Annotated in this window: 24 protein-coding genes and 1 other annotated feature; of the genes, 12 read left to right on the forward strand and 12 right to left on the reverse strand. The window is 27.8% G+C overall.

Annotated elements, in window-relative coordinates; all coding sequences use genetic code 11:
* The first annotated feature begins 109 nt into the window (after nucleotides 1-109).
* The 3 genes from KQI30_RS10475 (at nucleotide 110) to KQI30_RS10485 (ending at nucleotide 4,610) form a co-directional block, all read left to right on the forward strand.
* A complete protein-coding gene (locus tag KQI30_RS10475) occupies nucleotides 110-808 on the forward strand; it encodes an ABC transporter ATP-binding protein (RefSeq protein WP_216463256.1) in 699 nt (232 codons plus the stop codon).
* Nucleotides 809-829: 21 nt separating this feature from the next.
* On the forward strand, nucleotides 830-3,085 hold the full coding sequence (locus tag KQI30_RS10480; RefSeq protein ID WP_216463257.1) for an ABC transporter permease: 2,256 nt from the start codon (nucleotides 830-832) through the stop codon (nucleotides 3,083-3,085).
* Between the two features lie 136 nt (nucleotides 3,086-3,221).
* Nucleotides 3,222-4,610 (forward strand): MATE family efflux transporter, encoded by a 1,389-nt coding sequence (locus KQI30_RS10485; RefSeq protein ID WP_216463258.1) that lies wholly within the window; start codon nucleotides 3,222-3,224, stop codon nucleotides 4,608-4,610.
* A 71-nt stretch (nucleotides 4,611-4,681) separates the two neighbouring features.
* On the opposite strand, the gene pcp is transcribed toward KQI30_RS10485, so the two are convergent.
* Genes pcp through KQI30_RS10500 form a run of 3 tightly spaced genes read right to left on the reverse strand, consistent with a single transcriptional unit; the run spans nucleotide 4,682 to nucleotide 6,957 of the window.
* Nucleotides 4,682-5,323: a pyroglutamyl-peptidase I gene (gene pcp, locus KQI30_RS10490; protein WP_216463259.1), complete on the reverse strand. Its 642-nt coding sequence runs from the start codon at nucleotides 5,321-5,323 to the stop codon at nucleotides 4,682-4,684.
* A 15-nt stretch (nucleotides 5,324-5,338) separates the two neighbouring features.
* Entirely contained in the window at nucleotides 5,339-6,268 is a 930-nt protein-coding gene (locus KQI30_RS10495) for a DUF979 domain-containing protein (protein WP_216463260.1), read from the reverse strand.
* A gap of 14 nt (nucleotides 6,269-6,282) precedes the next feature.
* Nucleotides 6,283-6,957 carry a DUF969 domain-containing protein gene (locus KQI30_RS10500; protein ID WP_216463261.1) on the reverse strand — a complete coding sequence of 225 codons (675 nt, stop codon included), beginning with the start codon at nucleotides 6,955-6,957 and terminating at the stop codon, nucleotides 6,283-6,285.
* 384 nt (nucleotides 6,958-7,341) lie between these two features.
* Between KQI30_RS10500 and KQI30_RS10505 the strand changes: the two genes are divergently transcribed.
* The 8 genes from KQI30_RS10505 (at nucleotide 7,342) to KQI30_RS10540 (ending at nucleotide 15,247) form a co-directional block, all read left to right on the forward strand.
* Nucleotides 7,342-8,172 carry an ABC transporter permease gene (locus KQI30_RS10505; RefSeq protein WP_216463262.1) on the forward strand — a complete coding sequence of 277 codons (831 nt, stop codon included), beginning with the start codon at nucleotides 7,342-7,344 and terminating at the stop codon, nucleotides 8,170-8,172.
* Between the two features lies 1 nt (nucleotide 8,173).
* Entirely contained in the window at nucleotides 8,174-8,956 is a 783-nt protein-coding gene (locus tag KQI30_RS10510; RefSeq protein ID WP_216463263.1) for an ABC transporter permease, read from the forward strand.
* A gap of 28 nt (nucleotides 8,957-8,984) precedes the next feature.
* Complete coding sequence (locus KQI30_RS10515) at nucleotides 8,985-10,016, forward strand: ABC transporter ATP-binding protein (RefSeq protein ID WP_216463264.1); 1,032 nt, start codon at nucleotides 8,985-8,987, stop codon at nucleotides 10,014-10,016.
* 22 nt (nucleotides 10,017-10,038) lie between these two features.
* Entirely contained in the window at nucleotides 10,039-11,079 is a 1,041-nt protein-coding gene (locus KQI30_RS10520) for an ABC transporter substrate-binding protein (RefSeq protein ID WP_216463265.1), read from the forward strand.
* Between the two features lie 75 nt (nucleotides 11,080-11,154).
* On the forward strand, nucleotides 11,155-12,474 hold the full coding sequence (locus tag KQI30_RS10525; RefSeq protein WP_216463266.1) for an amidohydrolase: 1,320 nt from the start codon (nucleotides 11,155-11,157) through the stop codon (nucleotides 12,472-12,474).
* 97 nt (nucleotides 12,475-12,571) lie between these two features.
* Nucleotides 12,572-12,835: a binding site (T-box leader), on the forward strand.
* 88 nt (nucleotides 12,836-12,923) lie between these two features.
* Nucleotides 12,924-14,126, forward strand: coding sequence for a tyrosine--tRNA ligase (gene tyrS, locus KQI30_RS10530; protein WP_216463267.1), 1,203 nt, complete (start codon nucleotides 12,924-12,926; stop codon nucleotides 14,124-14,126).
* 51 nt (nucleotides 14,127-14,177) lie between these two features.
* A complete protein-coding gene (locus KQI30_RS10535; RefSeq protein WP_216463268.1) occupies nucleotides 14,178-14,714 on the forward strand; it encodes a hypothetical protein in 537 nt (178 codons plus the stop codon).
* 62 nt (nucleotides 14,715-14,776) lie between these two features.
* Nucleotides 14,777-15,247: a YbaK/EbsC family protein gene (locus tag KQI30_RS10540; protein WP_216463269.1), complete on the forward strand. Its 471-nt coding sequence runs from the start codon at nucleotides 14,777-14,779 to the stop codon at nucleotides 15,245-15,247.
* A gap of 99 nt (nucleotides 15,248-15,346) precedes the next feature.
* Here KQI30_RS10540 and KQI30_RS10545 read toward each other — a convergent pair whose 3' ends face one another.
* From KQI30_RS10545 to KQI30_RS10560, 4 genes are all read right to left on the reverse strand, one after another.
* Nucleotides 15,347-15,550, reverse strand: coding sequence for a heavy-metal-associated domain-containing protein (locus tag KQI30_RS10545; protein WP_216463270.1), 204 nt, complete (start codon nucleotides 15,548-15,550; stop codon nucleotides 15,347-15,349).
* A gap of 84 nt (nucleotides 15,551-15,634) precedes the next feature.
* The gene (locus KQI30_RS10550; protein ID WP_216463271.1) at nucleotides 15,635-15,937 is read right to left on the reverse strand and encodes a hypothetical protein; all 303 of its coding nucleotides are present in this window, start codon (nucleotides 15,935-15,937) and stop codon (nucleotides 15,635-15,637) included.
* Between the two features lie 193 nt (nucleotides 15,938-16,130).
* Nucleotides 16,131-16,706 carry an Hsp20/alpha crystallin family protein gene (locus KQI30_RS10555; RefSeq protein ID WP_216463272.1) on the reverse strand — a complete coding sequence of 192 codons (576 nt, stop codon included), beginning with the start codon at nucleotides 16,704-16,706 and terminating at the stop codon, nucleotides 16,131-16,133.
* Between the two features lie 67 nt (nucleotides 16,707-16,773).
* Complete coding sequence (locus KQI30_RS10560; protein ID WP_216463273.1) at nucleotides 16,774-17,256, reverse strand: DUF308 domain-containing protein; 483 nt, start codon at nucleotides 17,254-17,256, stop codon at nucleotides 16,774-16,776.
* Between the two features lie 313 nt (nucleotides 17,257-17,569).
* On the opposite strand from KQI30_RS10560, the gene KQI30_RS10565 reads away from it, so the two are divergent.
* Nucleotides 17,570-18,811, forward strand: coding sequence for a hypothetical protein (locus tag KQI30_RS10565; RefSeq protein ID WP_216463274.1), 1,242 nt, complete (start codon nucleotides 17,570-17,572; stop codon nucleotides 18,809-18,811).
* Nucleotides 18,812-18,949: 138 nt separating this feature from the next.
* On the opposite strand, the gene KQI30_RS10570 is transcribed toward KQI30_RS10565, so the two are convergent.
* The 5 genes from KQI30_RS10570 to KQI30_RS10590 all read right to left on the reverse strand — a co-directional run bounded on the left by KQI30_RS10570 (nucleotide 18,950) and on the right by KQI30_RS10590 (nucleotide 22,566).
* Nucleotides 18,950-19,498 (reverse strand): hypothetical protein, encoded by a 549-nt coding sequence (locus KQI30_RS10570; protein WP_216463275.1) that lies wholly within the window; start codon nucleotides 19,496-19,498, stop codon nucleotides 18,950-18,952.
* 59 nt (nucleotides 19,499-19,557) lie between these two features.
* The gene (locus tag KQI30_RS10575) at nucleotides 19,558-20,079 is read right to left on the reverse strand and encodes a gamma carbonic anhydrase family protein (RefSeq protein ID WP_253287470.1); all 522 of its coding nucleotides are present in this window, start codon (nucleotides 20,077-20,079) and stop codon (nucleotides 19,558-19,560) included.
* A gap of 377 nt (nucleotides 20,080-20,456) precedes the next feature.
* Nucleotides 20,457-20,885, reverse strand: coding sequence for a GNAT family N-acetyltransferase (locus KQI30_RS10580; RefSeq protein ID WP_216463276.1), 429 nt, complete (start codon nucleotides 20,883-20,885; stop codon nucleotides 20,457-20,459).
* A 148-nt stretch (nucleotides 20,886-21,033) separates the two neighbouring features.
* On the reverse strand, nucleotides 21,034-21,654 hold the full coding sequence (locus KQI30_RS10585) for a DUF975 family protein (RefSeq protein ID WP_216463277.1): 621 nt from the start codon (nucleotides 21,652-21,654) through the stop codon (nucleotides 21,034-21,036).
* A 102-nt stretch (nucleotides 21,655-21,756) separates the two neighbouring features.
* Nucleotides 21,757-22,566: a DUF975 family protein gene (locus KQI30_RS10590; protein ID WP_253287471.1), complete on the reverse strand. Its 810-nt coding sequence runs from the start codon at nucleotides 22,564-22,566 to the stop codon at nucleotides 21,757-21,759.
* Between the last annotated feature and the right edge of the window lie 996 nt (nucleotides 22,567-23,562).

Raw genomic sequence — 23,562 nt, forward strand, 5'->3', positions numbered from 1 at the left:
AACTGATAAAAATACATTATATGTATTATAAATATTTTATTAAGTAACTTAAAGAAAAAGAACAAATATAAAATAACAATAAATTATTTCATTTAAGGAGGAGGAATCTATGTTTTTAAAAGTAAGTAATATAAAAAAATATTATGGGGAAGGGGATAACAAAGTTGAAGTATTAAAAGGAATAAATTTTGATATTAAAAAAGGTGAAATATGTGTCTTACTCGGCCCATCAGGATCTGGGAAATCTACTTTACTTAACATCATAGGAGCTATTGATAATGCAGATGATGGATATATAGCAATTAATGGTGAAAAAACAATAGATATGAATGAGAAGAGTCTTACTAGATATAGAAGAAAACATTTGGGGTATGTATTTCAATTTTACAATCTTATTCCGAACTTAACTGTAAAGGAAAATATAGAAGTTGGAGCTTATTTGAGTGATTCACCTCTTGAAATAAATGAATTATTAAAGACATTGGGGTTATATGAGCACAAAGATAAGATTCCTAGTCAGCTTTCAGGTGGACAACAACAAAGAACTGCCATAGGTAGGGCAATTATTAAAAATCCTGATATCCTTCTTTGTGATGAACCAACAGGTGCTTTGGATTATAAAACATCAAAAGAAATTTTAAAGTTAATTGAAGATGTAAATAAGAAATATGGCAATACCGTAATAATGGTTACTCATAATGATGCAATTAAGAAGATGGCAGATAGAGTAATAAAATTACGTGATGGCGAAATTAGGAAAAATTATATTAATGATGTAAAAGTAAATGCTGAAGAATTAGAGTGGTAAAAGTAAGGTGGGATGGGAGCGATGAAAAATCCATTAAGAAGAAAGATCTTTAGAGAATTTAAAACTGGAATAGAAAAATATATAATCATTTTTCTATTTATGTTAGGTACGGTGAGTTTTGTTTCAGGATTTCTAGTAGCTGGTGATAGTATGAAAACAACTTATGATACGAGTTTTGAGAAGTACAATGTAGAAGATGGAAATTTTGAGCTTTTGAAACGAGCAGACGATAGTATACTAAATAAATATGAGAATAAAGATATAGAAATATACAACAATAGTTTTATTGAAAAGAAGTCAGTAAACAATAGTACCTTAAGAATATTTGATAATACTAATATTAAAGAGATAAATAAAGTATGTTTGATGAAGGGAAAATTACCTGAGAATACAGATGAAATTGCGATTGATAGATTATATGCAGATAATAACAAATTAAACATAGGTGATGAAATTAAAGTTGGTAAAGAAAGACTAAAAATTAGCGGATTAGTTGCTTTATCCAACTATAGTGCACTTTTTTCAAATAATAATGATATGATGTTTGACTCTATTAAATTTGGAGTTGCAATTGTAGATAATGAAAAGTTTAAGTTATATGATAAGGATAATTTACATTATAGTTATGCATGGAAATATAATAAAGAACCTAAAGATGATATTGAGGCAAAAGAAAAGTCAGAAGAGTTTTATAAATTAGTTAGTAAAGATTATATTGTAAGTAGTTTTACTCCGAGATTTAGTAATCAAGCTATTAACTTTGCTGGTGATGATATAGGTGGAGATAGAACAATGATACTGGTTTTAATGTATATTTTGACTGTTATAATTGCTTTTATTTTCACAGTTACAATTAGTAATACAATAAGCAGTGAGTCAAGTGTCATTGGGACACTTAGAGCAATGGGATATTCAAGAGGAGAGCTTGTTAGAACATATATTGCAATGCCTATCATTGTAACATTAATAGCTTCAATATTAGGCAATATTTTAGGATATACCTTATTAAAAGATATGGTAATGAATTTATATTATGGTAGCTACAGTCTCCCTACTTGTAAAACTATATGGAATGGAGAAGCATTTATACTTACTACAATTATCCCAATACTTATTATGATTGTTATCAATGTATTAATATTAGTTCATAAACTATCATTATCACCACAAAAGTTTTTACGTCATGACTTATCAAAAAAGCAAAAAAATAAATCTATAAAGTTGCCTTCATTTAAATTTTTAAGAAGGTTTCGCTTGAGAATAGTAATTCAAAATCTATCAAATTATTTAATAATGTTTTTAGGAATAATTTTTGCAAATGTTTTGCTTATGTTTGGATTAATGATAATGCCTATTTTAAATAATTACAAAGATGAAGTTACAAATAACATGATCGCTAAATATCAATATATATTAAGATCAGAAGTAGAAACTAGTAATAGCAATGCTGAAAAGTATGCTGTAGAAAGTTTAAAAATTTCTTCAAGTAATGTAGATAGTAGTGAAGATATAAGCATTTATGGAGTTCAAGAAAATAGTAAGTATATTAATTTAAATCTTTCCAATAAAGATGTTTGCATATCTGATGGATTTGCTGACAAATATTCTTTAAAGGTGGGAGATAGTGTAACTTTAAAAGAAAGATATGGTACAAAAAAATATAAGCTCAAGGTTACGAAAATATATCATTATCCATCAAGTATAGCAGCCTTTATAAATATAGATTATTTCAATGATATATTTGATAACAAAGATAATTATTTTAATGGATATTTTTCAAATAAGAAAATCACGGATATTAATAAGAATATGATTTTAACAACTATTACTAAGAGTGAGTTAACTAAAGTATCTAGACAATTAGAGAATTCTATGGGTGGTAGTTTTAAAATGGTAGAAGTTTTTGCTATTATACTTTACATGGTTTTAATATATTTATTATCAAAGATAGTTATAGAAAAAAATGCTACATCAATATCTATGGTAAAAGTTTTAGGATATTCTAATAGAGAGATAAGTAAGTTATATATTGTTTCTACTACAGTAGTAGTAGTTTTATCGGTAATACTTAGTTTACCGATTGCCAATGTTGTTATCAATTCCTTATATAGAACAATGATGATGGACTTCACTGGGTGGTTACCACTTACAATTGAACCAATTTTATATATAAAGATGATAGTGTTTGGAATTGCATTTTATGCTTTAGTAGCAATAGTACAATTCTATAAGATAAAGAAGATTCCAATGGATCAAGTTTTAAAAAGAGTCGAATAGTTTATAAATATGAGACCTGAAAGACATCTCTATTTTAAGTAGAGGTGTATTTCTATTGAAAAATTGAATTATTATTACAATAGTGATAAAATAAAAAAATGTATTACTATTAAAAATTTACAGAGGATGAGTAAAGATGCAAAAGAAAGAAACAAAGAGATATGAAATTGATATGTGTAATGGACCGATATTAAAAAAAATGCTTATATTTGCAGTGCCACTTATGTGTTCAAGCATTTTACAATTGCTTTTTAATGCTGCTGATATTGTAGTGGTTGGGAGATTTGCTGGGGATAATTCTTTAGCAGCAGTAGGTTCTAATACAGCTCTAATTAATTTACTTACAAATTTATTTGTGGGATTATCAATAGGAGCAAATGTTTTAGCAGCACGAGAATATGGTGGTAAAAAAGAAAATGAATTAAGTAAAACTGTGCATACAGCTATGCTTTTAAGTATTTTTAGTGGAATCATATTAACAATAATAGGTGTATTTGGAGCGAGAAAGATATTAATATTAATGCAAACACCTAATAAAGTTATTGATTTGGCTACTATTTACCTTAGAATATATTTTATAGGTATGACTGCAACTATGATTTATAATTTTGGAAGTGCAATATTAAGGTCTATAGGGGATACTAAAAGACCGTTATATTATTTACTAGGTGCTGGTGCTATTAATGTAGTACTAAATCTTTTTTTTGTGATAATATTAAAAATGGATGTAGCCGGAGTAGCTATGGCAACAGTAATTTCTGAAAGTATATCAGCTTTTTTAATAGTAAGATGTTTGATTAAAGAAAAGAGCGCAATTAGATTAGAGATCAGTAAATTACATATTTATAAAAGTAAATTTATAGAGATATTAAAGATTGGATTACCTGCTGGATTTCAGGGTATAATATTTGCTTTATCTAATGTTGTTATTCAGTCTTCAGTTAATTCATTTGGGGAAATTGTTGTAGCTGGAAATTCAGCAGCGGCAAATATTGAAGGCTTTGTTTATGTTGCTATGAATGCTTTTTATCAAGGCGCTATATCATTTACTAGTCAAAACATGGGATCTGGTAATTATAAGAGGATAGATAGGATTTTGATTATATGCCAAATATGCGTCATAACTGTGGGTCTTGTTTTGGGACATTTAGCATTATATTTGGGACATTCTCTTTTAAGATTATATACTTCAAATCCTAGTGTAATAGAGGCAGGAATGGTTCGCTTAGGTGTTGTATCAAGGACTTATGCATTATGTGGTATTATGGATGTGATGGTAGGATCTTTACGTGGAATGGGATATTCGGTTCTTCCAATGATTGTTTCATTAATAGGAGCATGTGGACTTAGATTATTATGGATTGCAACAGTTTTTCAAATACAAGAATTCCATACAATAAATATTATTTATGAATCTTATCCTATAACATGGATAATTACGATAATTGTTCATATTATATGTTTTATATGTGTGCGAAGAAATTTAGATAATTTAAATATTTCAAAATCAATAGCTGGAGTATAATTTAGTATAGATACTGTCTAGCATCATAATAAAAGCTACTACATATTTCATGTAGTAGCTTCTTTAATATATTAGCAGATAGTTCCACCTATAGTTTTTACATCTTCATTGTTAGTTACAGCAGCCTTTATACATAATTCAAGACCTTTAACAATATTTTCAATAGACATAGATGGCATATTTGGTTTGTCTAAAACTTGTGATGGAATATATGGAACATGAATAAAGCCACCTTTTATATTAGGATATTTTTTAGTAGCCATATATAATACTCCATACATAACATGATTGCAAACAAAAGTACCAGCAGTATTTGATACAGAACATGGTATTTCATTTGCCTTCATTTCCTCAATCATCGATTTTATAGGTAGTGTAGTGAAGTAAGCATTTTCACCATCTTCAAATACTGGAAGATCAATTGGTTGATTACTTTCATTATCTTTTATTGATGCATCATTTATATTTATAGCAATTCTCTCAGGTGTAATCCCAAATCTTCCGGCAGCTTGACCAATAGAAATAACAATATCAGGATTATGCTTTAATATGTTTTCTTCAATTGTTTCTAATGATTTTCCGAAAACTGTTGGTATTTCTAGTTTTATTATTTCTGCATTGCAGATTGTATCAGGTAACCTTTTTACAGCTTCTAATGCTGGGTTAACCTTTTCTCCTCCAAAAGGATCAAATCCTGTAATTAATACTTTCATAATCTAAATCTCCTTTTAAAATCCTAATGTATACATAAGGATAATGTGTATTATTAATAAAATGATAGCAATAGGTGCTTGTGCTTTGATAACTACATTTTTATTTTTAGTATCAAGAAGTGCAGCTGGCAACATATTGAAGTTGGCTGCCATTGGTGTTAGTAAAGTTCCACAGAAACCAGCTGTTAATGCTAGTGTTGAACAAATTACTGGATCTCCACCTTGTACAAATACAAATGGAACACCGATACCAACAGTAATAACAGAGAATGCAGCAAAACCATTACCCATAATTGCAGTAAATAAAGCCATTCCTAAACAATAAGCAATAACTCCAGCTAAAATATTACCTTTTGGAATAACCCCATAAATTAACTTTGAAATTACATCTCCAACACCAGCAGCAGTGAATAAAGCACCTAATGAAGCTAATAGTTGTGGAAGTATAGAAAATACACCAATAGATTGGAACATTCTATTACTATCTTCTGCATATTGAGTTGGTGAAGCTTTTGTAAGCATAAATGTCAATATTAAAGCTACTGTTGAAGAAATACCAATAGCAACAGTACCTGGTATTGGGGTAAATGTTGCAATAAGCATTGCTACGAAAGCAATAGCAAGTGAAGGAATAAATATCTTTAGTCCAAGTTTCTCTGCTTTTAATTTAGTAAATGTATCATCTAGTTGCTTTAGTGTACCTATATTAATTTGTTTAAATGCTGATAAGCATGTAATAACAATTACAAGACATCCAACTACTACAGGTGGAATAAGTTTTCCAAATATGAATATAGTAGCTATTATTCCCCAAAAGGCTGCAGTACCTAATCTAGTCTTATGATTTTTATCCTTAAGAGTAAATACCATAGTAACAGCCATATAAAGACCGATTATTATATAAAAAACTTCTAATAAAGTAGTTGAAATTTGATTTATATCCATTATTTTATCCTCCGTTAATTAGTTTTTCTAGAACTATATTTTCTCTTTAGTTTTTTATCTAGAATATAATTTTGTAGAACGAATAAAACAAATGCGATAACAGCTATAGGAATTGAAGCTTGAGATATTTTAAGGGCATCAGCCTTAATACCTAAAGTTTCTAGTGTACTTACTATTAATAATACTCCTGCATTAGCCATGAAAACATTTTGACCAAAAAAGTTTCCGAAGTTATCAGCGGCTGCAGAGAATCCCTTTATAGTATCAACATCCTTTTCATCAAGTTCACCATATTTTGCTATAGAAGCACCTTCTGCCATAGGGTATATTAGTGGTCTTACAAATTGAGGATGTCCACCAAGTGTAACCCCCATGGCAATAGTAGTTTCTCTTATTAAAGTATATCCACTAAGCAATAAACCAGTAGATAAGCCTTTAGCTTTTTGGATAAGCATAATAGCTTTAGCTTTTAATCCATATCTTTCACATAAACCTATTACAGGTAATGTTAGCATAAATAAACATGTAGTTCTATTATTTATAAATGCAGTTCCTAAAGTGTTTAGTATTTCAGTAATACCCATACCAGAAACTAATCCTGTTATAATTCCTGCAGATACAACAACAGCAATAGTATCTAATTTAAGAGTAAAACCTACAATAATTATTAGAATTCCAATTAGTGACATAGTTAGCGTCCTTTCTTATTTTAAAATGTTTATTTTATAATTATACATAAAATATAATTTAATATCCATGCTGAAAAACTAGATAAAATAGTAAATAAAGTAATATCAAGTTTTATATTATAACAATTTTTAAGTACAACATTTAATTTATTAATAAATAATAAATTATTTATAAAGGGTAGTATTAAGTTTTTTAATATAAGCAAGGTATAATTTTTAGAAAATTTGAAATATAGGGGAAAATGTGTAGGAATGATTTATATAATGAATAAAATGTGTCAAATTCTGTTGACAATATACAATTTTAATATTAAAATTAACACGTACTTTGTTTTAAAAAACCAAAAAAATGTTCGGATTATTGTTTAAGAGGAGAATTAACAAATGAAAAAAAAGTGTACATATCTTTTATTTATACCTTGTATAGTATTGATACTTTACTTTATGATCACCCCTTTAATAGGAACTATTTTTCCTACATTTAAGGAAAATGATGGTTTTGCATTAAAACTATATATGAATTTCTTTAAAGATGATTATATGATTGCTGTATTTTATAGGACACTGAAAATATCATTAGTAGCCTCTATTATATGTATGATTATTGGAGTACCAGTATCTTATTACATATCAAGGACATCGCAAAAAGTGAGAGGGTTATTTATAGCTTTAACTATATTTCCTATACTTACAAATTCAGTAGTACGATCTTTTGCTTGGATGAGTATACTTGGTAAAAATGGTGTTATAAATACTTTATTATTAAAATTAAATGTAATAGAAGAACCAGTGTCATTATTGTATACAGAAGGAGCAATTATTACTGGAACAGTTTATATTTTCTTACCACTTATGGTTATTTCATTGGTTGGTGTTATGGAGAATATTGAAAGCGATTTATTAGAAGCTGCTGAAAGTTTAGGAGCAAATAGAGTTAAAGCATTCTTTAAAATTATATTTCCGCTTAGTTTACCAGGACTTATAGTTGGAACTGTATTAGTGTTTACTGGATCTCTAACAGCATATACAACACCGCAGTTATTAGGTGGTAATAAGAACACAGTTCTTGCGACACTTATATATCAAAAAACCATGAGTCTTGGTGATTGGCAAGGAGCATCAGTAGTAGCAACGATAATGATAATAACAACTCTCATTGTAATAAAAAGTATTAATTATTTAGCATCAAGAATGGATAAGAGAGGTGTTTCATAAAATGAAAAAAGGTAAATTATTAACTTGCTTTGTTGTCTTAGTATATATTTTCTTATTTGCACCCCTTGTTATAATTGCAATGACAAGTGTTGGTACGGAAAATTACATAGAATTTCCACCTAAAGGGTTTACTTTTAAGTGGTTTTTAAATGTTTTTAAGTCCCAAAGTTTCATGAGTAGTATGGGTAACAGCTTTACAATCTCAGCAATTGCAACATTAATAGCATTAGTTATAGGTGTACCTGCTGCTTATGGATTAAGTAGAGGAAATTTTAGAGGAAAAAGTATATTGAAGAATTTCTTTTTATCACCATTAATAGTACCAGGAATAGTAGTTGGTTTTTCCTTATTTCAATTTCTTATTGTTAAACTTGGAATAAGTATTTATATGAGTCTATTTATAGGACATACTTTGGTAATCGTACCTTATATTATTAGAGTTGTTGGTTCAAGTTTAGAAGGAGTTGATTATTCAATAGAAGAAGCGGCAATAAGTCTTGGCTGTACAAAGGTTGAAACCTTTTTTAAGGTTGTAATGCCTAATATAACATCAGGTATAATTGCTTCATTTATGTTATCATTTATCAATTCCTTTAATAATGTACCAGTTTCTATGTTTTTAACAGGACCAGGTGTTAGTACATTACCAATAACAATGATGAATTATGTTGAGTATAATTACGATCCTACAGTTTCAGCTTTATCAGTAATTTTAATGGTAATAACTATTGGTGTTATGTTTATAGCAGAGAAAACATTAGGATTAGGAAAATTTGTATCATAAATACCGAGTAAAACTTTGGAGGACAATCATGGAATTAATAAACTTAGAGAATATAGATGTATCTTATGATGGTAAAAATAGAATATTAGAAAATCTTAATTTAAAAATAAACAAAGGTGAATTAGTATCATTACTTGGACCTAGTGGTTGTGGAAAAACTACTACGTTAAGGGTAGTAGCTGGATTTATTGAACCTACTGGTGGGAAGTTTATGTTAGGGGACAAAGATTACACAAATGTTCCTGTACATAAGAGAAATTTTGGATTAGTTTTTCAAAGCTACGCATTATTTCCCCATTTAACAGTTGAAGAGAATGTTGCCTTTGGATTAAAAATGAAAAAGGTTAATAAAAAAGAAATCAATAAAAAGGTTCAAGAAATGTTAGAAGTTGTTGACATGGTGCATTTGTCAAAAAGATATCCTAAAGAGTTATCTGGTGGTCAAAGACAAAGGGTTGCTATAGCAAGAGCACTAGTTGTGGAACCAAGATTATTACTTCTTGACGAACCTTTAAGTAATCTTGATGCAAAATTGAGATTAAAGATGAGAGTTGAAATAAGAAAACTTCAACAAAAGTTAGGTATAACAACTTTGTTTGTAACTCATGATCAAGAAGAGTGTTTTTCAATATCAGACAGAGTTGCAGTACTTAATAAGGGGATAATCGAACAATTTGATACACCAGAAAATATATATTCAAATCCTAGTACTGAATTTGTAGCTAGATTTGTTGGTTTTGAAAATTTCATAAATTTAACTAAAGTTTCTTCTGGAGTATATAAAGATCAATCTGGAGCAATATTTAATGTTGAGAAACATAGGGATATAGAAACAGCTAAAGGTACTATAAGGCCAGATGATATAAGAATTGTTGATAAAAAGATAGAAAATACAATAGAAGGCATTATTGAAATAAGAACTTTCTTAGGTAAGTCATATCAATATGAAGTTAAAACTTCCATAGGTAATATTACCGTTAATGGTGGAAATACCTCTGTTTATAACAAAGGAGAAAAAGTAATACTTGAATTACCAAGTAATAAAATAGTATTAGTATAAAATTTAATTTGGAGGAATACAAATGAAAAAAAGAGTATTATCAGCATTGTTAACTGCAGTGCTTACAGCAACAGCATTAGTAGGATGTGGAGGAGAAAAAGCAAGTAATAAACTTGTAATTTCTACTTGGGGATTAAGTGAAGATTTATTAAAGGAGAATATCTTTGCTCCATTTGAAAAGAAATATGGAGTTGATGTAGTTTTAGAAGTTGGTAATAACTCAGAGAGGTTAACAAAACTACAAAACAATCCAAATTCAAATATTGATTTGATGTATCTAGCAGAATCATTTGCAGAACAAGGAATAAAAGGCAACTTGTTTGAAAAGGTAGACTACAGTAAAATAGAAAATAGTAAAAGCTTAATTGATGTAGCAAAGAAGACAAAAGATAGAGGATATGGACCAGCATATACATTAAATAGTATTGGAATAGTAGTGGATTCTTTAGCAGGAATTGAAATCAATTCATGGGAAGACTTATGGAAGCCTGAACTTAAAGGTAAGATAGCAATACCAGATATAACAACTACAAATGGACCAGCTATACTTTCAATTGCTGCTGACAAAGCAGGTGTACCTTTAGAAAGTGATAATGGTAAAGCTGCTTTTAAAGAATTAGAAGCGTTAAAACCAAATGTAGTTAAGACATATAGTAAATCATCAGATTTAGCAAATATGTTTTCAAGTGGAGAAATTGTAGCCGCAATAGCAGCAGATTTTGCATTTAGTACAATTACTAATGTTAAGGCTGAAGCTAAATATGTAGTGCCAACATCAGGAACTTATTTAAACTTCAATACAATAAATATAAATAAGAATTCTAAAAATAAAGATTTAGCATATAAGTTTATAAACTATCTATTAAGTGAAGAAGTTCAATTAAGAGCCGCTGAAAACTTGGGAGATTCACCTGTTAATAAAAACGTTAAATTAGATGAATCAAAAATAGGTAACTTAACTTATGGTTCTATCGTAGAAAGTGGGAAAACTTTAGATTATGAATTTGTAAATTCAAAGATGAATTCTTGGGTTGATAGTTGGAATAGAATAATGAATCAATAATACAATAAAATTTTATTTAAAAGGCTATTTTAATAGCCTTTTTCTAATATAATAGTACTCTGAAAGGAACATAATATGAATAATATAATGATAATAGAGAATGTTACAATATTGACTATGAATGCTAATAGAGACATCATAGATAATGGTGCAGTAATTATTGAAGATAACAAGATAATTGACGTTGGTGATGAATCTATTAAAGGAAAATATATAAATGTAGACAAGGTGATAAATGGTAACAATGGGATATTGATACCCGGTATGATTAATTGCCATACCCATGCTTCTATGGTGACATTTAGAAGTTTAGCTGATGATTATAAAGATAGACTTAAGAGATATCTATTTCCGTTAGAGCAAAAGCTCGTTGATAAAGAATTAGTTTATATAGGCGCAAAATATGCTATAGCAGAAATGCTTTTAGGAGGTGTGACTACTTTTTGTGATATGTATTATTTTGAAGATGAAGTTGCAAAGGCAGCAGAAGAATTAAATATTAGGGGTGTCCTTTGCGAGACAATAATAAATTTTCCTGCACCTGATTCAAATAAAAGTTTTGGGGGGATAGAGTACTCAAAATCATTTATAGAAAAATGGAAAGGAAACACACTTATAACGCCAGGAATTGCACCTCATGCACCATATACTAATAGTGATGAATCTTTAAAAGAGGCTTATAGGCTATCTAAAGAACACAAAGTACCATTAACAATGCATGTAGCAGAAATGGATTATGAGTTTGAAAAATACATAAAAGAATATAATATGACACCAGTTCAGTATTTAGATAGTCTTGGAATTCTAGATGAAAATTTCATATCAGCTCATACTATACTAATCAATGATGAGGATATAGAAATATTAAAATCGAAGAATGTAAAGATATCCCATAATATTGGCGCTAATGCAAAGGGTGCAAAAGGTGTGGCACCAATAATAAAAATGAAAGAAGCAGGTATAAATATTGGTCTTGGAACTGATGGACCAATGAGTGGTAATACATTAGATATTATTACACAAATGAGTTTAGTTGGAAAAATTCATAAACTTTATTCTAAGGATAGAACTATATTACCATCAAGAGAACTTCTTGAGATGGCAACAATAGATGGTGCAAAGGTTTTATCAATGGAAAAGGATATAGGTTCAATAGAAATTGGTAAAAAAGCAGATTTAGTTATAGTAGAAACAGAATCAGTAAACATGCAACCGATTTATGACTATTATTCAACTATAGTTTATTCTGCAAATCCATCTAATGTTGATACAGTAATTGTTGATGGTAAAATTGTTGTTAAAGGAAAAAAACTTGTATCTTCTGAATTGTGTGATATAAGAAAAGAGTTGCTTAAGCAAAAAAATAAGATAGATACTATTGTGAAGACATTATAAACTGTCGAGTGTCTCACTTCGTAAATAAAAATTAAGATTAATATATTAATTTAGGGTTGACAATTATTTTATTAAGGAATACAATACTAACTAATAAATTAAAGCTTTGAAGAGAAATAGTACGATTAATAGAGTTTTTCAGAGATTTGCTGGTTGGTGAGAAGCAAAAAACGAATTAGTCTGAATACATCTCTGAGCAGTATCTCCCAAAGATAACACCCAGTAGGCAGATATCGTATCGCACACGTTATAGTGCTAGAGTATAACCCAAAGATTGATTTTGGAGTACTTGAAGAGGTTATTATTGTGAGATAATAATAAAATAAGGTGGTACCACGTAAGTAGAGCTTTCGTCCTTTTATAGGATGGAAGCTTTTTTTATGCATATAACTAAAAAATTGAAGGGCCCTCAGTGATTTGGTTAAAAAAATACTAGGAGGAGAAAATGAATGATTAATATAGATGAAGAAATAAAAATAATATTGAAAGGAGTAGATGAAGTAATAAATGCTGATGCTCTTAAAGAAAAAATCAGAAAATCTAAAGAAAAGAACAAACCTTTAATAGTTAAATTAGGACTTGATCCTAGTGCTCCAGATATTCATTTAGGTCACACCGTAGTTTTAAGAAAGATGAAACAATTACAAGACTTAGGACACAAAGTTGTGATAGTCATAGGTGATTTTACAGGTAGAATAGGTGATCCTACTGGAAAAGCAAAAGGTAGAAAAGCTCTTTCAAAAGAAGAGGTATTAGAAAATGCTAAGACTTATGAAAAACAAATATTTAAAGTACTAGATAAAGATAAAACTGAAATAAGATTCAATAGCAGCTGGTTATCTAAACTCAATTTTGAAGATATAATAAAGTTGGCGTCAACAATCACTGTTGCACGAATGTTGGAAAGGGAAGATTTTAAAAAGAGATATGAGAAAGGTATACCAATATCTATTCATGAATTCTTTTATCCATTAATGCAAGGTTATGATTCTCTTGAATTAGATGCCGATATTGAAGTTGGAGGAACTGACCAAAGATTTAATGTATTGATGGGAAGAATGTTGCAAAAAGAGTATGGAAAAGAACCTCAAGTAACTTTATTTATGCCTCTTTTAGAAGGGTTAGATGGTAAGAATAAAATGAGCAAAAGTCTCGGAAATTACATAGGTATAGATGAAGAACCTAATGTGATTTACGAAAAGACTATGCAGTTACCAGACAATACGATTATAAAATATTTTAACTTAGTTACTGATGTTCATCCTGACAAAATTTATGAATTTAAAAAAGCACTTGATAATGGTGAAGTTAATCCAAGAGATATAAAAATGAGATTATCTAAAGAGATTGTAAGATTATATTACGGAGAGGAAGAAGCAGAAAGGGCAGAAAATCGTTTTAAATTGGTATTTCAAAAGGGTGCAATTCCCGATGATATTGAAACTTTTTTATTAAGTGATAACTCTGATATCATAAGTTTATTGGTGTCTAAAGATATTGTAAAGAGTAAGAATGAATTTAGAAGATTATTAAATCAAGGTGCTATAAAGATTAATGGTATAAAAGTTAAAAGTATTGATGATATATCCTTTGAAGAAGATATTGTTATTGAGATAGGTAAAAAAAGATTTATAAAGATTAAAAGGAAATAAATGGAATAAAAAGAATATAGTATATATATTCTAATTAAAGTAGGTGGAGGTATGTATACTGTAGAAGAAATAGCTAACGAACTTGATGTTAGCAAAGTTACTATTTATTCTAAATTAAAGAAATTTCCTGATGAGGTTGTTATCAAAAAAGGCAAGAAATATGTTAGCGATAAATTATTTAATGTAATCAAAGGTGAAGTATCTAGTAAAAAAACTAATAATATTCAAGATATTAAAGTAAGTATTAACGGATCTGTAGTGGAAGATATAGATGAAGTAGCTGACACAAATGAATTAAATAAGGATTTAATAAATGCAGTAGTAAATCAGATTAAGGAAAAAGATCTACAATTAAAAGAGAAAGATAATCAGATTAAGGCTTTACAGAAATTAATTGAAAATAGTCAAATGCTTTTGAAACAAGAAACGGAAAAAGAATTAAAAAAAATATCTATAGAAAATCACTTTGAAGAGTTTGATAAAAAACTCAGCGACATAAAAGATAAATTAGAACAGCGTAGAAAGATTGAAGTTGAACTAAAAGAGAAAAATGATAAAAAAGGTTTTTGGAAAAAGTTTTTCTTTTGATTGCTATTTAGTTATTTATTGTATAATAAATGTAATACGTTTATTAAAGAAGGTGAATAATGATGGCAATTGAATCAGTTAGAGAATATTTTAGAAAGTATGGGCTAGAAGGAAGAATACAAGAATTTAATGTTTCTAGTGCAACTGTATCATTGGCAGCAGAAGCACTTAATTGTGAAGAAAAAAGAATTGCAAAATCATTAGCTTTTATGGTAGATGATAATGTAATTTTAATAGTAGCTGCTGGAGATACAAAGATAGATAATAGTAAATATAAATCAACGTTTCACAAAAAAGCAAAAATGCTTTCTCCTAATGAAGTTTTAGAATTAGTTGGTCATGGTATTGGGGGAGTTTGCCCATTTGGAATTAAAAATGGAGTTTCAGTTTATCTAGATATATCTTTAAAAAGGTTCGAAACAGTATTTCCTGCTTGTGGAAGTAGCAATAGTGCAATAGAATTAACAATTGAAGAGCTAGAAAAATACTCAGGATATATTGAATGGGTAGACGTCTGCAAAGGATGGTGCTAGATATATATCTTAGGAAACAGTTTATTTGCTTACATAGTTATATTAATGAAAGAAGCTGCCGCTTACGAAATCTAATCGTTATTGCGACAGCTTCTTAGATTATTCCATGCTATGACCTGTACTTTCAATGCAATTTATGATTTCTGCTTCAGTAGCTGGTTCATTATAAATTACTTCTACAGTCTCATTTGTAGAGTTAACCCATACTTGATTAACTCCATCAATATCTTTTAGCGCGTTTTTCACTTCTGTTTTCATATTTGAATTTGTTAATTCATTTACAAAATAATGTTCCTTATACATAATACATCTCCTTATTATTGTTTTATATGAATATTATGTACAATATTATTGTATTTATGCGTTTTCTCTCATGATAACAAAACTTTATCTACATTTCTTTTTAGTACCTTCAAATAAATATTCTAGATGTTCAACATTAACACCTTTATCTTTTAACATCGCAATTCGTGTTTCCCCGCTTGATATTGCTTCTTTTGCTTCAACATAATCTTTTTGTTTTATACAATTACATGCATAATTTAGAATGTAATCAATTTTTAAGACTTCTGATGCTAAATCTTCTTCATCATTATTCACCAACTCTAGCAATAAGCTATATATTTTATTTGAAGTTATTCTTTTTGCTGAATTTAGAAGTTCATTATTTTTACTTGTCTTTTTAGCCATATACAGTAGCTCCTTTACAATTTTAAATACATTAATACTATTATATATAATATAAAGATTAAAAAACTATAATTTAATTATATATATAAATTCTAATTAATAAATAAGTGCGATGATATTTACTTTTATATCATCGCACTTATTTATTAAGAATATTCTTATTAGCAATCATAAATCTATTGAAATCTTTAGCTTATTCTATTTTATAATCATCAATATCAACAATCACATTATTACTAGGGCAAGGTAGTTGTTTGTGTGCTTTTTTCAATGTTATTAATAAAAAGTTGTCTTCGAAAGATGCAGTACTATTTGGAATATCTAAATCTTCAACAATGAAAGTTTTAATGAGATTTCCACCTGTCCTCATTACTGTCATCATGCTATTTACTCCGTTAGAGTAGGTCTGTCTTTGTGTTATTGTAAGTATAACCTTATTAGGAGGAAATTCTATATGAAGATCTCTAAATTCTATTCCTGGTAGATAACCTTGTATTATATAGTACTCTCCATAATCATATAATTGCACATCATAAAAATCTTCTTCTTCCATATCATTAATAAGTTCTTCCATTTCAGCTATTAAATCTGCAATGAAATCACTAGATAATATTTGCCCCATAATATTATTAAGGAGATTACTAAAAGAATTAATAGTATTTGTATTATTGATCCGTTTGTTATAGTAATTATTATATCCGTAATGATTACTGTTATTGTAATTTTGATTTTGCTTGCCATTCCAGTTGAACGGGAACATTCCAAACATACAATTTCCCCTTTATAGAAATATTCTATTATATATCTATGAAAAAAACTGTAGGTTGACACATATTTTAATTACTAAACTTAAATCCAAGAAAAACTTCAGCAATGGCACTAATTATAAAGTAAGTACCAATTACATAAGGAAGCATCACGTAACTCATTGCTAGATTTGATAAAATGACTATCCCAAATATAATAGTGACTACTGAATAAAGAATAAAGAGTCCACTTCTAGTATTTTTGTTTGTAAAAAACATTATTAATAAGTATATACCTTTTATTAATGACCACATGCCATAGGAAATTATGATGATACCAATAGTATCAATAGGCATTATTATTAATATCAAACCAATTACTAAGTCAATTATACCCATTAAAATATCTCTTGGTGTTTTTAAGATTGAGAGGATTGCAAGAACAATAAAAAACCATCCTGCAACATCAGTAAATACAAATATAGATTCTACAGGATTTAATAAAAATAATAAACCGAGAATACCTAATGCGATTCCTTCAAAGATGAATATTCTGCTTAACATATATCTCATAATAATCCCTCCATTCATATCTATTTATAGTGTATCCATTAAAGATAAAATAAAACATTTTGATTTACTTAATATAATTAAATTTCCTAAACGCTATATTTTTAGTCGTAAACGCAAAATTGTATCATTATGCTATTGTTTTTTTTAATAAATCTTCTCTCAATATAGCTATATCAATGGCTTAAGGTTATATCGTTAAAGAGATGTATCCTTTCGTGAACGAAAGGTTTTTTTGTTATATTTTGTATTATAATGTAATCAGAAAAAAGTTTTACGACAAATTTTTAAATATAGAATACAAGGAGTTTTAATCATGGGTACTAATTCTTTAATAGGTAAAAGTTATATAAATAATATACTAAGTAAATATTCTACATTGGTATATAGACTTGCACTAGTTATAACAAAAAGTAAAGGTAGTGCCAATGAAGTAACTGAAAAAGTTTTTCTTGAATATGTTGATAGTTCTAAAAACTTTATAAGTGATTATCATTTAGAAGTATGGTTTATTAAAACAACGATAAAGATTTCAAACAACATTATTTATGGAAATTTATCTAAGATAATTAATTTGGAAAGTAAAGTTAGTTTTGAAAATAAGTCGCAAGAAATTCTTTATAATAAAGTATTACATATATCAAAAAAGAATCGTATAATTATTCATTTATATTATTGTGAAGATATATCATTAGAAAAAATAGCATCAGTATTTAATTGTTCCACTGTAGATATTAAAAGATTAATATGTTCTAGTAGAAATAGAATTATTAAATTGCTTAATAATGAATATGATTCTAACAAATTAAAAAGAGAATACAAAAGAGCTAATGCAAGAATTGTACTTTCGTTAGAATTTATCTATAAATTATCCAGAAAAATGATGGAATATAAGGGAAAGAGCAAAGGAGAGCTAGCTATGAAGATGTATAAAAAGATAGCAGTTGCATCAATAATGTTTTTATCAGTAGGAATTTTAACTGTTTCTACAAATATAGTTTATGGCAATCATGATAAAGATTTAAAAAATGGATTAAAGATTACTGAATATGATAGATCTATAAATTTATCTAAAGGTGATTTTAATTATAAAAATGTAGCTTATGCAAAAGAGGGTTCCTCTGAAGGTGCTGACAAGGAAGATGTCGTAGAAAAATGGTCAGAAACTAAATATATTGATTATTTAGGATTAGACCCAAGACCTACATATTTACCTGATAATTTTAAGGAAATAACTTCAAATAATCAGAGTGAAAAGGTGGCAAAAGATAAAACTCTAGAATCTGATAACTTTAATTTTTACTATGTAGGTGAGAATAATAGTTATATTAGTATAGATGTTTCTAAGGGCCAATTACCTGTGTACTCATCATCTTATAAAGAAAACTCATCATCAATATCTATTATAGACGATGAAGTATCTTATAGCGAAGATGAAGATACACAAGATGAGCACTTTAAAGAATTTATGCATAAAGATATAGGATATTCAATTACAGCAAAGGGGGTGTCAGAAGAAGATTTTATTAAGATGATATCATCAATAATAGAAAAATAACCAAATTATTAATTACTCAACTTTTCTAAAAGGAGATTTGTTAGTACCCAAAGCTAACAAATCTTTTTTTTTAGAAAAAATAAAAATGTTGCGATGAATTCGATTACTCATCGCAACATTTTTTAATATTAAATATTTTTAGTCAACTATTCTCGTTGCTATATCTTGATCATGATAACCAATACAAATTTTAAAGCCACAATCTTTATATTTTAAGGCTGCTCTAGCAAATAGAATATTCGTCTTTGCTATTAGCATAAGTAAAATTGCTGTATCTTCATTACTTTCAAAGAAGTTCTGTTTAGCTTCTTTAAGAAATATATCTGCGTATTCGTAAAGAGATACTGTATTTATTGAAGCTACCCATTTAGTACTCCAATCTTCATTGTCATCTTCTACCGAATTGTAATCACTGCATATGAATAGATAACTATCCCAATCATTGTCTATATCATAATCAAAGTAAATAGCTTTTGCATCAAACTCTTTTGCAACTTCAATAGCTTCTGGAATAGCTTTTTCTATACTTTTTTCATAATTGCCAAGGTTTACATTGTTTATCATTTTTAACATTTTATCTGATAAGCCTAGACTTTTACATGTTTTCACAGCAAAGTCCTCAGCACCTTTTAAATCACCATCTATAATAAATTTTTCAAGGTCTAAGAAATAATTATAATAATCCATGATAATCCTCCTTTAAGTTATTACAAATAGTATATCAAAAATCTTATTGAAGTCGCAATTTATTTATATATATCTGCTAATGCAATATAATGATCTGCAACTATCTTAATTGATTTTATCTCTTTATCAGTAAGTTTTCTAACTATTTTGGCGGGATTTCCTTTGCATAATACACCAGGTGGAATTTTATTATTTTTTTCAATAACACTGCCTGCACAGACTATTGTATTTTCACCTATTTCTGCACCTTCCTTTATTACAGCATTACCTTCAACCAAAACGTTATTATGAATTTTGCAACTATGTATAGCACAGTTATTTCCAATAGATACATCATTTCCGACAACGGTAGGGGCTCCAAAATCGTTATATATAATAGTATTATTTTGAATATTACTATTATAGCCAATAACTGTTGTATCGGTATTACTCATAATTGTAACACCATCCCATATAGATGTATTATATCCTATATTTATTTTTCCTATTAGCTCAACATCTTTTGCAATAAAGCAACTTCTATCAATTTTACTCATTTTACATTCACTGCCTTTTTTTAGATTGTTATATTTCTTTGCCATTGTATTGCGTCATCTATGTTATTAATAATAAAAAGTCTCTACTATAATTATGCAATTATTTCATAAATCTTTCTATAGTTTCTCATATTTGACATTTTTGAATGCTTATACCGAAAAATAGGTAGAAAAATATCTTTTATGATAAAATTTTGGTCATTTACGAATACTAGATAGGGGAGAATGAACAATTAAAGGTATTATGGTTGTATATAAGCCAATTAAAAACTATGTATGTATAAAATATTGGGCTTTATTTTCAATTTATACAACAATTTTTCTATGCTATTTTACAGCTATTCTTATTTATATTACAAAAATGAACTATGGCATTAATAAATACGAACTCGTTAATACCATAGTTCATTTTGCAATTAACTTTATTTCCAAATAGTCTTAAACATTCCTGGACCTGTTGATACAGTAGGCATTTCTGTAAAGCCAAATTTCTTATAAAATCCTTCCTTATTTTTCTCAGCAAATAAGGTTATATAAATACAATCGCCTTTATCAATGGAATTAAAAAGAAAATCTATTATACGTTCTATCATTATAGTTCCTATCCCGATATGTTGATATCTTGGATCTACCATTACATCGAAAATAACAGCAATATAACCTTTATCTCCAACAACTCTTGCAGAAGCTATTACTTCATCTTTTGTTTTAACAGCAACTATAAAAACGGAATTATTCAAACTTTTTTTAGCTTCCTTTTCGGGAATCTCTATCCAGCCTACTGATTTGCGTAATTTATTATAATTTTCAACAGTAATTTCATATTGAAACTCAATATCCAGATTCTCCATATTTAGTAATCCTCCTACGTAAATAAATCTACTTTTATCATATGTGTAAAAAGATAATAAGTACCTTTTAAATTAAATATAAGATAGGGGAGAAAAATCCAATAAAAGAAGAGTCAAAGCATGACGCATTGACTCTTTTTTATTATACTTATATTGAATTTTCATTAATTGTTTTTATATCTTCATAAAAACAAGCTTTAGATATTTCTATATATGGTGTGAGCCATAATGAACCTATTCCACAAGTTAAAATGCTTAAAAGTAGCCATCCTATAAAAGAAAAATATAAACAAAATAACTTCCATTTATATCCGATCATCATAACTCTACTTTCCTTTAAGCAATCGAAAATTGATTTTTCAGGATTTTCTACAAGTATATAAAAAGATTGACTATATGCAAGTGATAATATAATTCCTGGTATAATGAAAAATATAGAACCTAAAAGAACAATTATAAATTCTAAACATATAAGACCTAATCCTTTTAAAAATAAGGCAAATTGAGAAAAAATATCCTCTATTCTAGCTGAATTTTTGTCTGTAGCTAAGTTTAGAGAAAATTTAGCTTTTCCTAAAACAAAAATAGGAGCAATTAGAAAGGGTAATATAATTTCTATTAATATAAAATCACAAAGAATTGCTATAAAAAAACCTAAATAGTATACACCAGATATAATTGTTTGCACAAGTAGAAAAGTACCTAAAGCTAACCCCCAATTGCCTTTAAGCTGCCTTCGAGCCATAAATCTAATTTCACGATTTTGCATATTAAAAACCTCCAAATTTCAATATATATTTATGATCTAAAATGAATCAATCTTGAAGTTATTGACTCGTATAATATGGAATACAAGATTATTGTGTATACTCTAATTTGCATTTATATAAAAATTTGCTTTAGTTAATTCAATATAAGGTTCTAACAATAATAAACCAACTAAAAGTAGTAAATCAGAAAAAACAGATCCTAATAAGAATGATCCTATAACTGAAATAATTAAAATAAGTATATACCATCCTATAAAAGATAAATGTAAACCAATATACTTCAATTTATTTCCTCTCATAAGAAATCTGCTTTCTTGTATGCAGGCAAAGGTTGATTTTTTAGGATTGTCAGCTAATATATAAAAAGCTTGAGAGTACATTAATTGTATAACTATAGATGATATTATAAAAAGAACGATAATGCTAATAAGAATCATTATAGTAGTATGAATCCTATTTGAGGTGAAGTAATATTGTATATTAAAAATAACTTCAATAGGTTGTGAAATCATATATATGGATATTATAATTAGTGCTACTACAATTATTGGTATATACCATAAGCCTGAAAAAATTTGCACTAATAAAGATAATAACAAGGTTTTAGGATATATTTTAAATTGTGAAAATAAATCCACAAACCTAGCACTATGATAATCTTCAGTCATATTTAGGAAGAATCTACATCTACCTGCTCTCATTACTCCTGTCAAAAACATAGTAATAATAAGACTAAGTACAATGAATTGTATTATTGCAAGTAATTGCTCATGTTTTGCGCTAAGTAGAATAGATACAATTGTTGATGAACTTCTTAAAATAATTGTATACATAATAAGTGTAAATATAGATTTTATCCACCTACCTTTCAATTGATCTAATGCATTTTCCTTTAATATTTTAATTGGCATTTAACCCCCTCCTAATTTATGCAAAAAAACTTCAATATGACTATATTATATCAAAAAAATATAATATATTACAAATATTATACATTTAGATAATATTTCAATATAGATTTTATCTTTGTAGCTCTTTTTGTTATATAACTTAAAGATAATTTTTATTTATTACATTTTCTTATTTATAAATTATATAGGCTACAATTCATGGCATATCATTAAACTTCGGTAAACTACAGATATTACATAAGTTTACTTAGTAAACCTATATAATACATAAACAATAATCAGAAATTTCACCTAATAAGACATAAGAATAATTATGTCTTGTTAGGCGAAATAGCAAAAAGAGCGATAAATAAGGGGTTAAGAAAGATAGCCAATTATATAATTTTCTTATAAAAAGTAGCATGATTTAGCGTATATTTAGTAAAATATATAATTCTAATTAAAAGAAATTTTTAAAAACAGATATATGTAAATTCCTAGGATGAAACTAGATATTAGAATGTGATTAAATAATATTAAGAGTAATATAGTTATAATAAAGATACCTAATATTGATTTATTCTTAATAATATAAAAGTAAGTCTTTTTATTATATTTATAAATTTTTTCTGCTAAAATACAGCCAAGTAAAAAAGATATTAATGTAGGAAAAGAAAATACTATTAATATCATGGTGTTAACTCCTAAAAAATGATTTATTAATAATATATGATTGATTAGGTATAGAATAGGACTACTTTATAAAATTGATACTCCTGACTTACAATTAAAGAGCTTGTGATAGAAACTTTAACATAACTTTGTATAATAAATTTGATACTGGAAAAGCTGCTACACTTTGATCTGACTCCTGTCAAGTAGACAATCAAAATAAATAAAAGATATATGATTATGCGACTACGTTGTTAGTCGCATTTATCATGATGCTCTTTTTTTCTTTGCTTCTAACTCTGCTTTATAAGCAAGTATTCTCTTATTTTCTGGTATCGGATATTG

Source organism: Clostridium bornimense, assembly GCF_018917145.1.
GTDB lineage: Bacteria > Bacillota > Clostridia > Clostridiales > Clostridiaceae > Clostridium_AN > Clostridium_AN bornimense_A.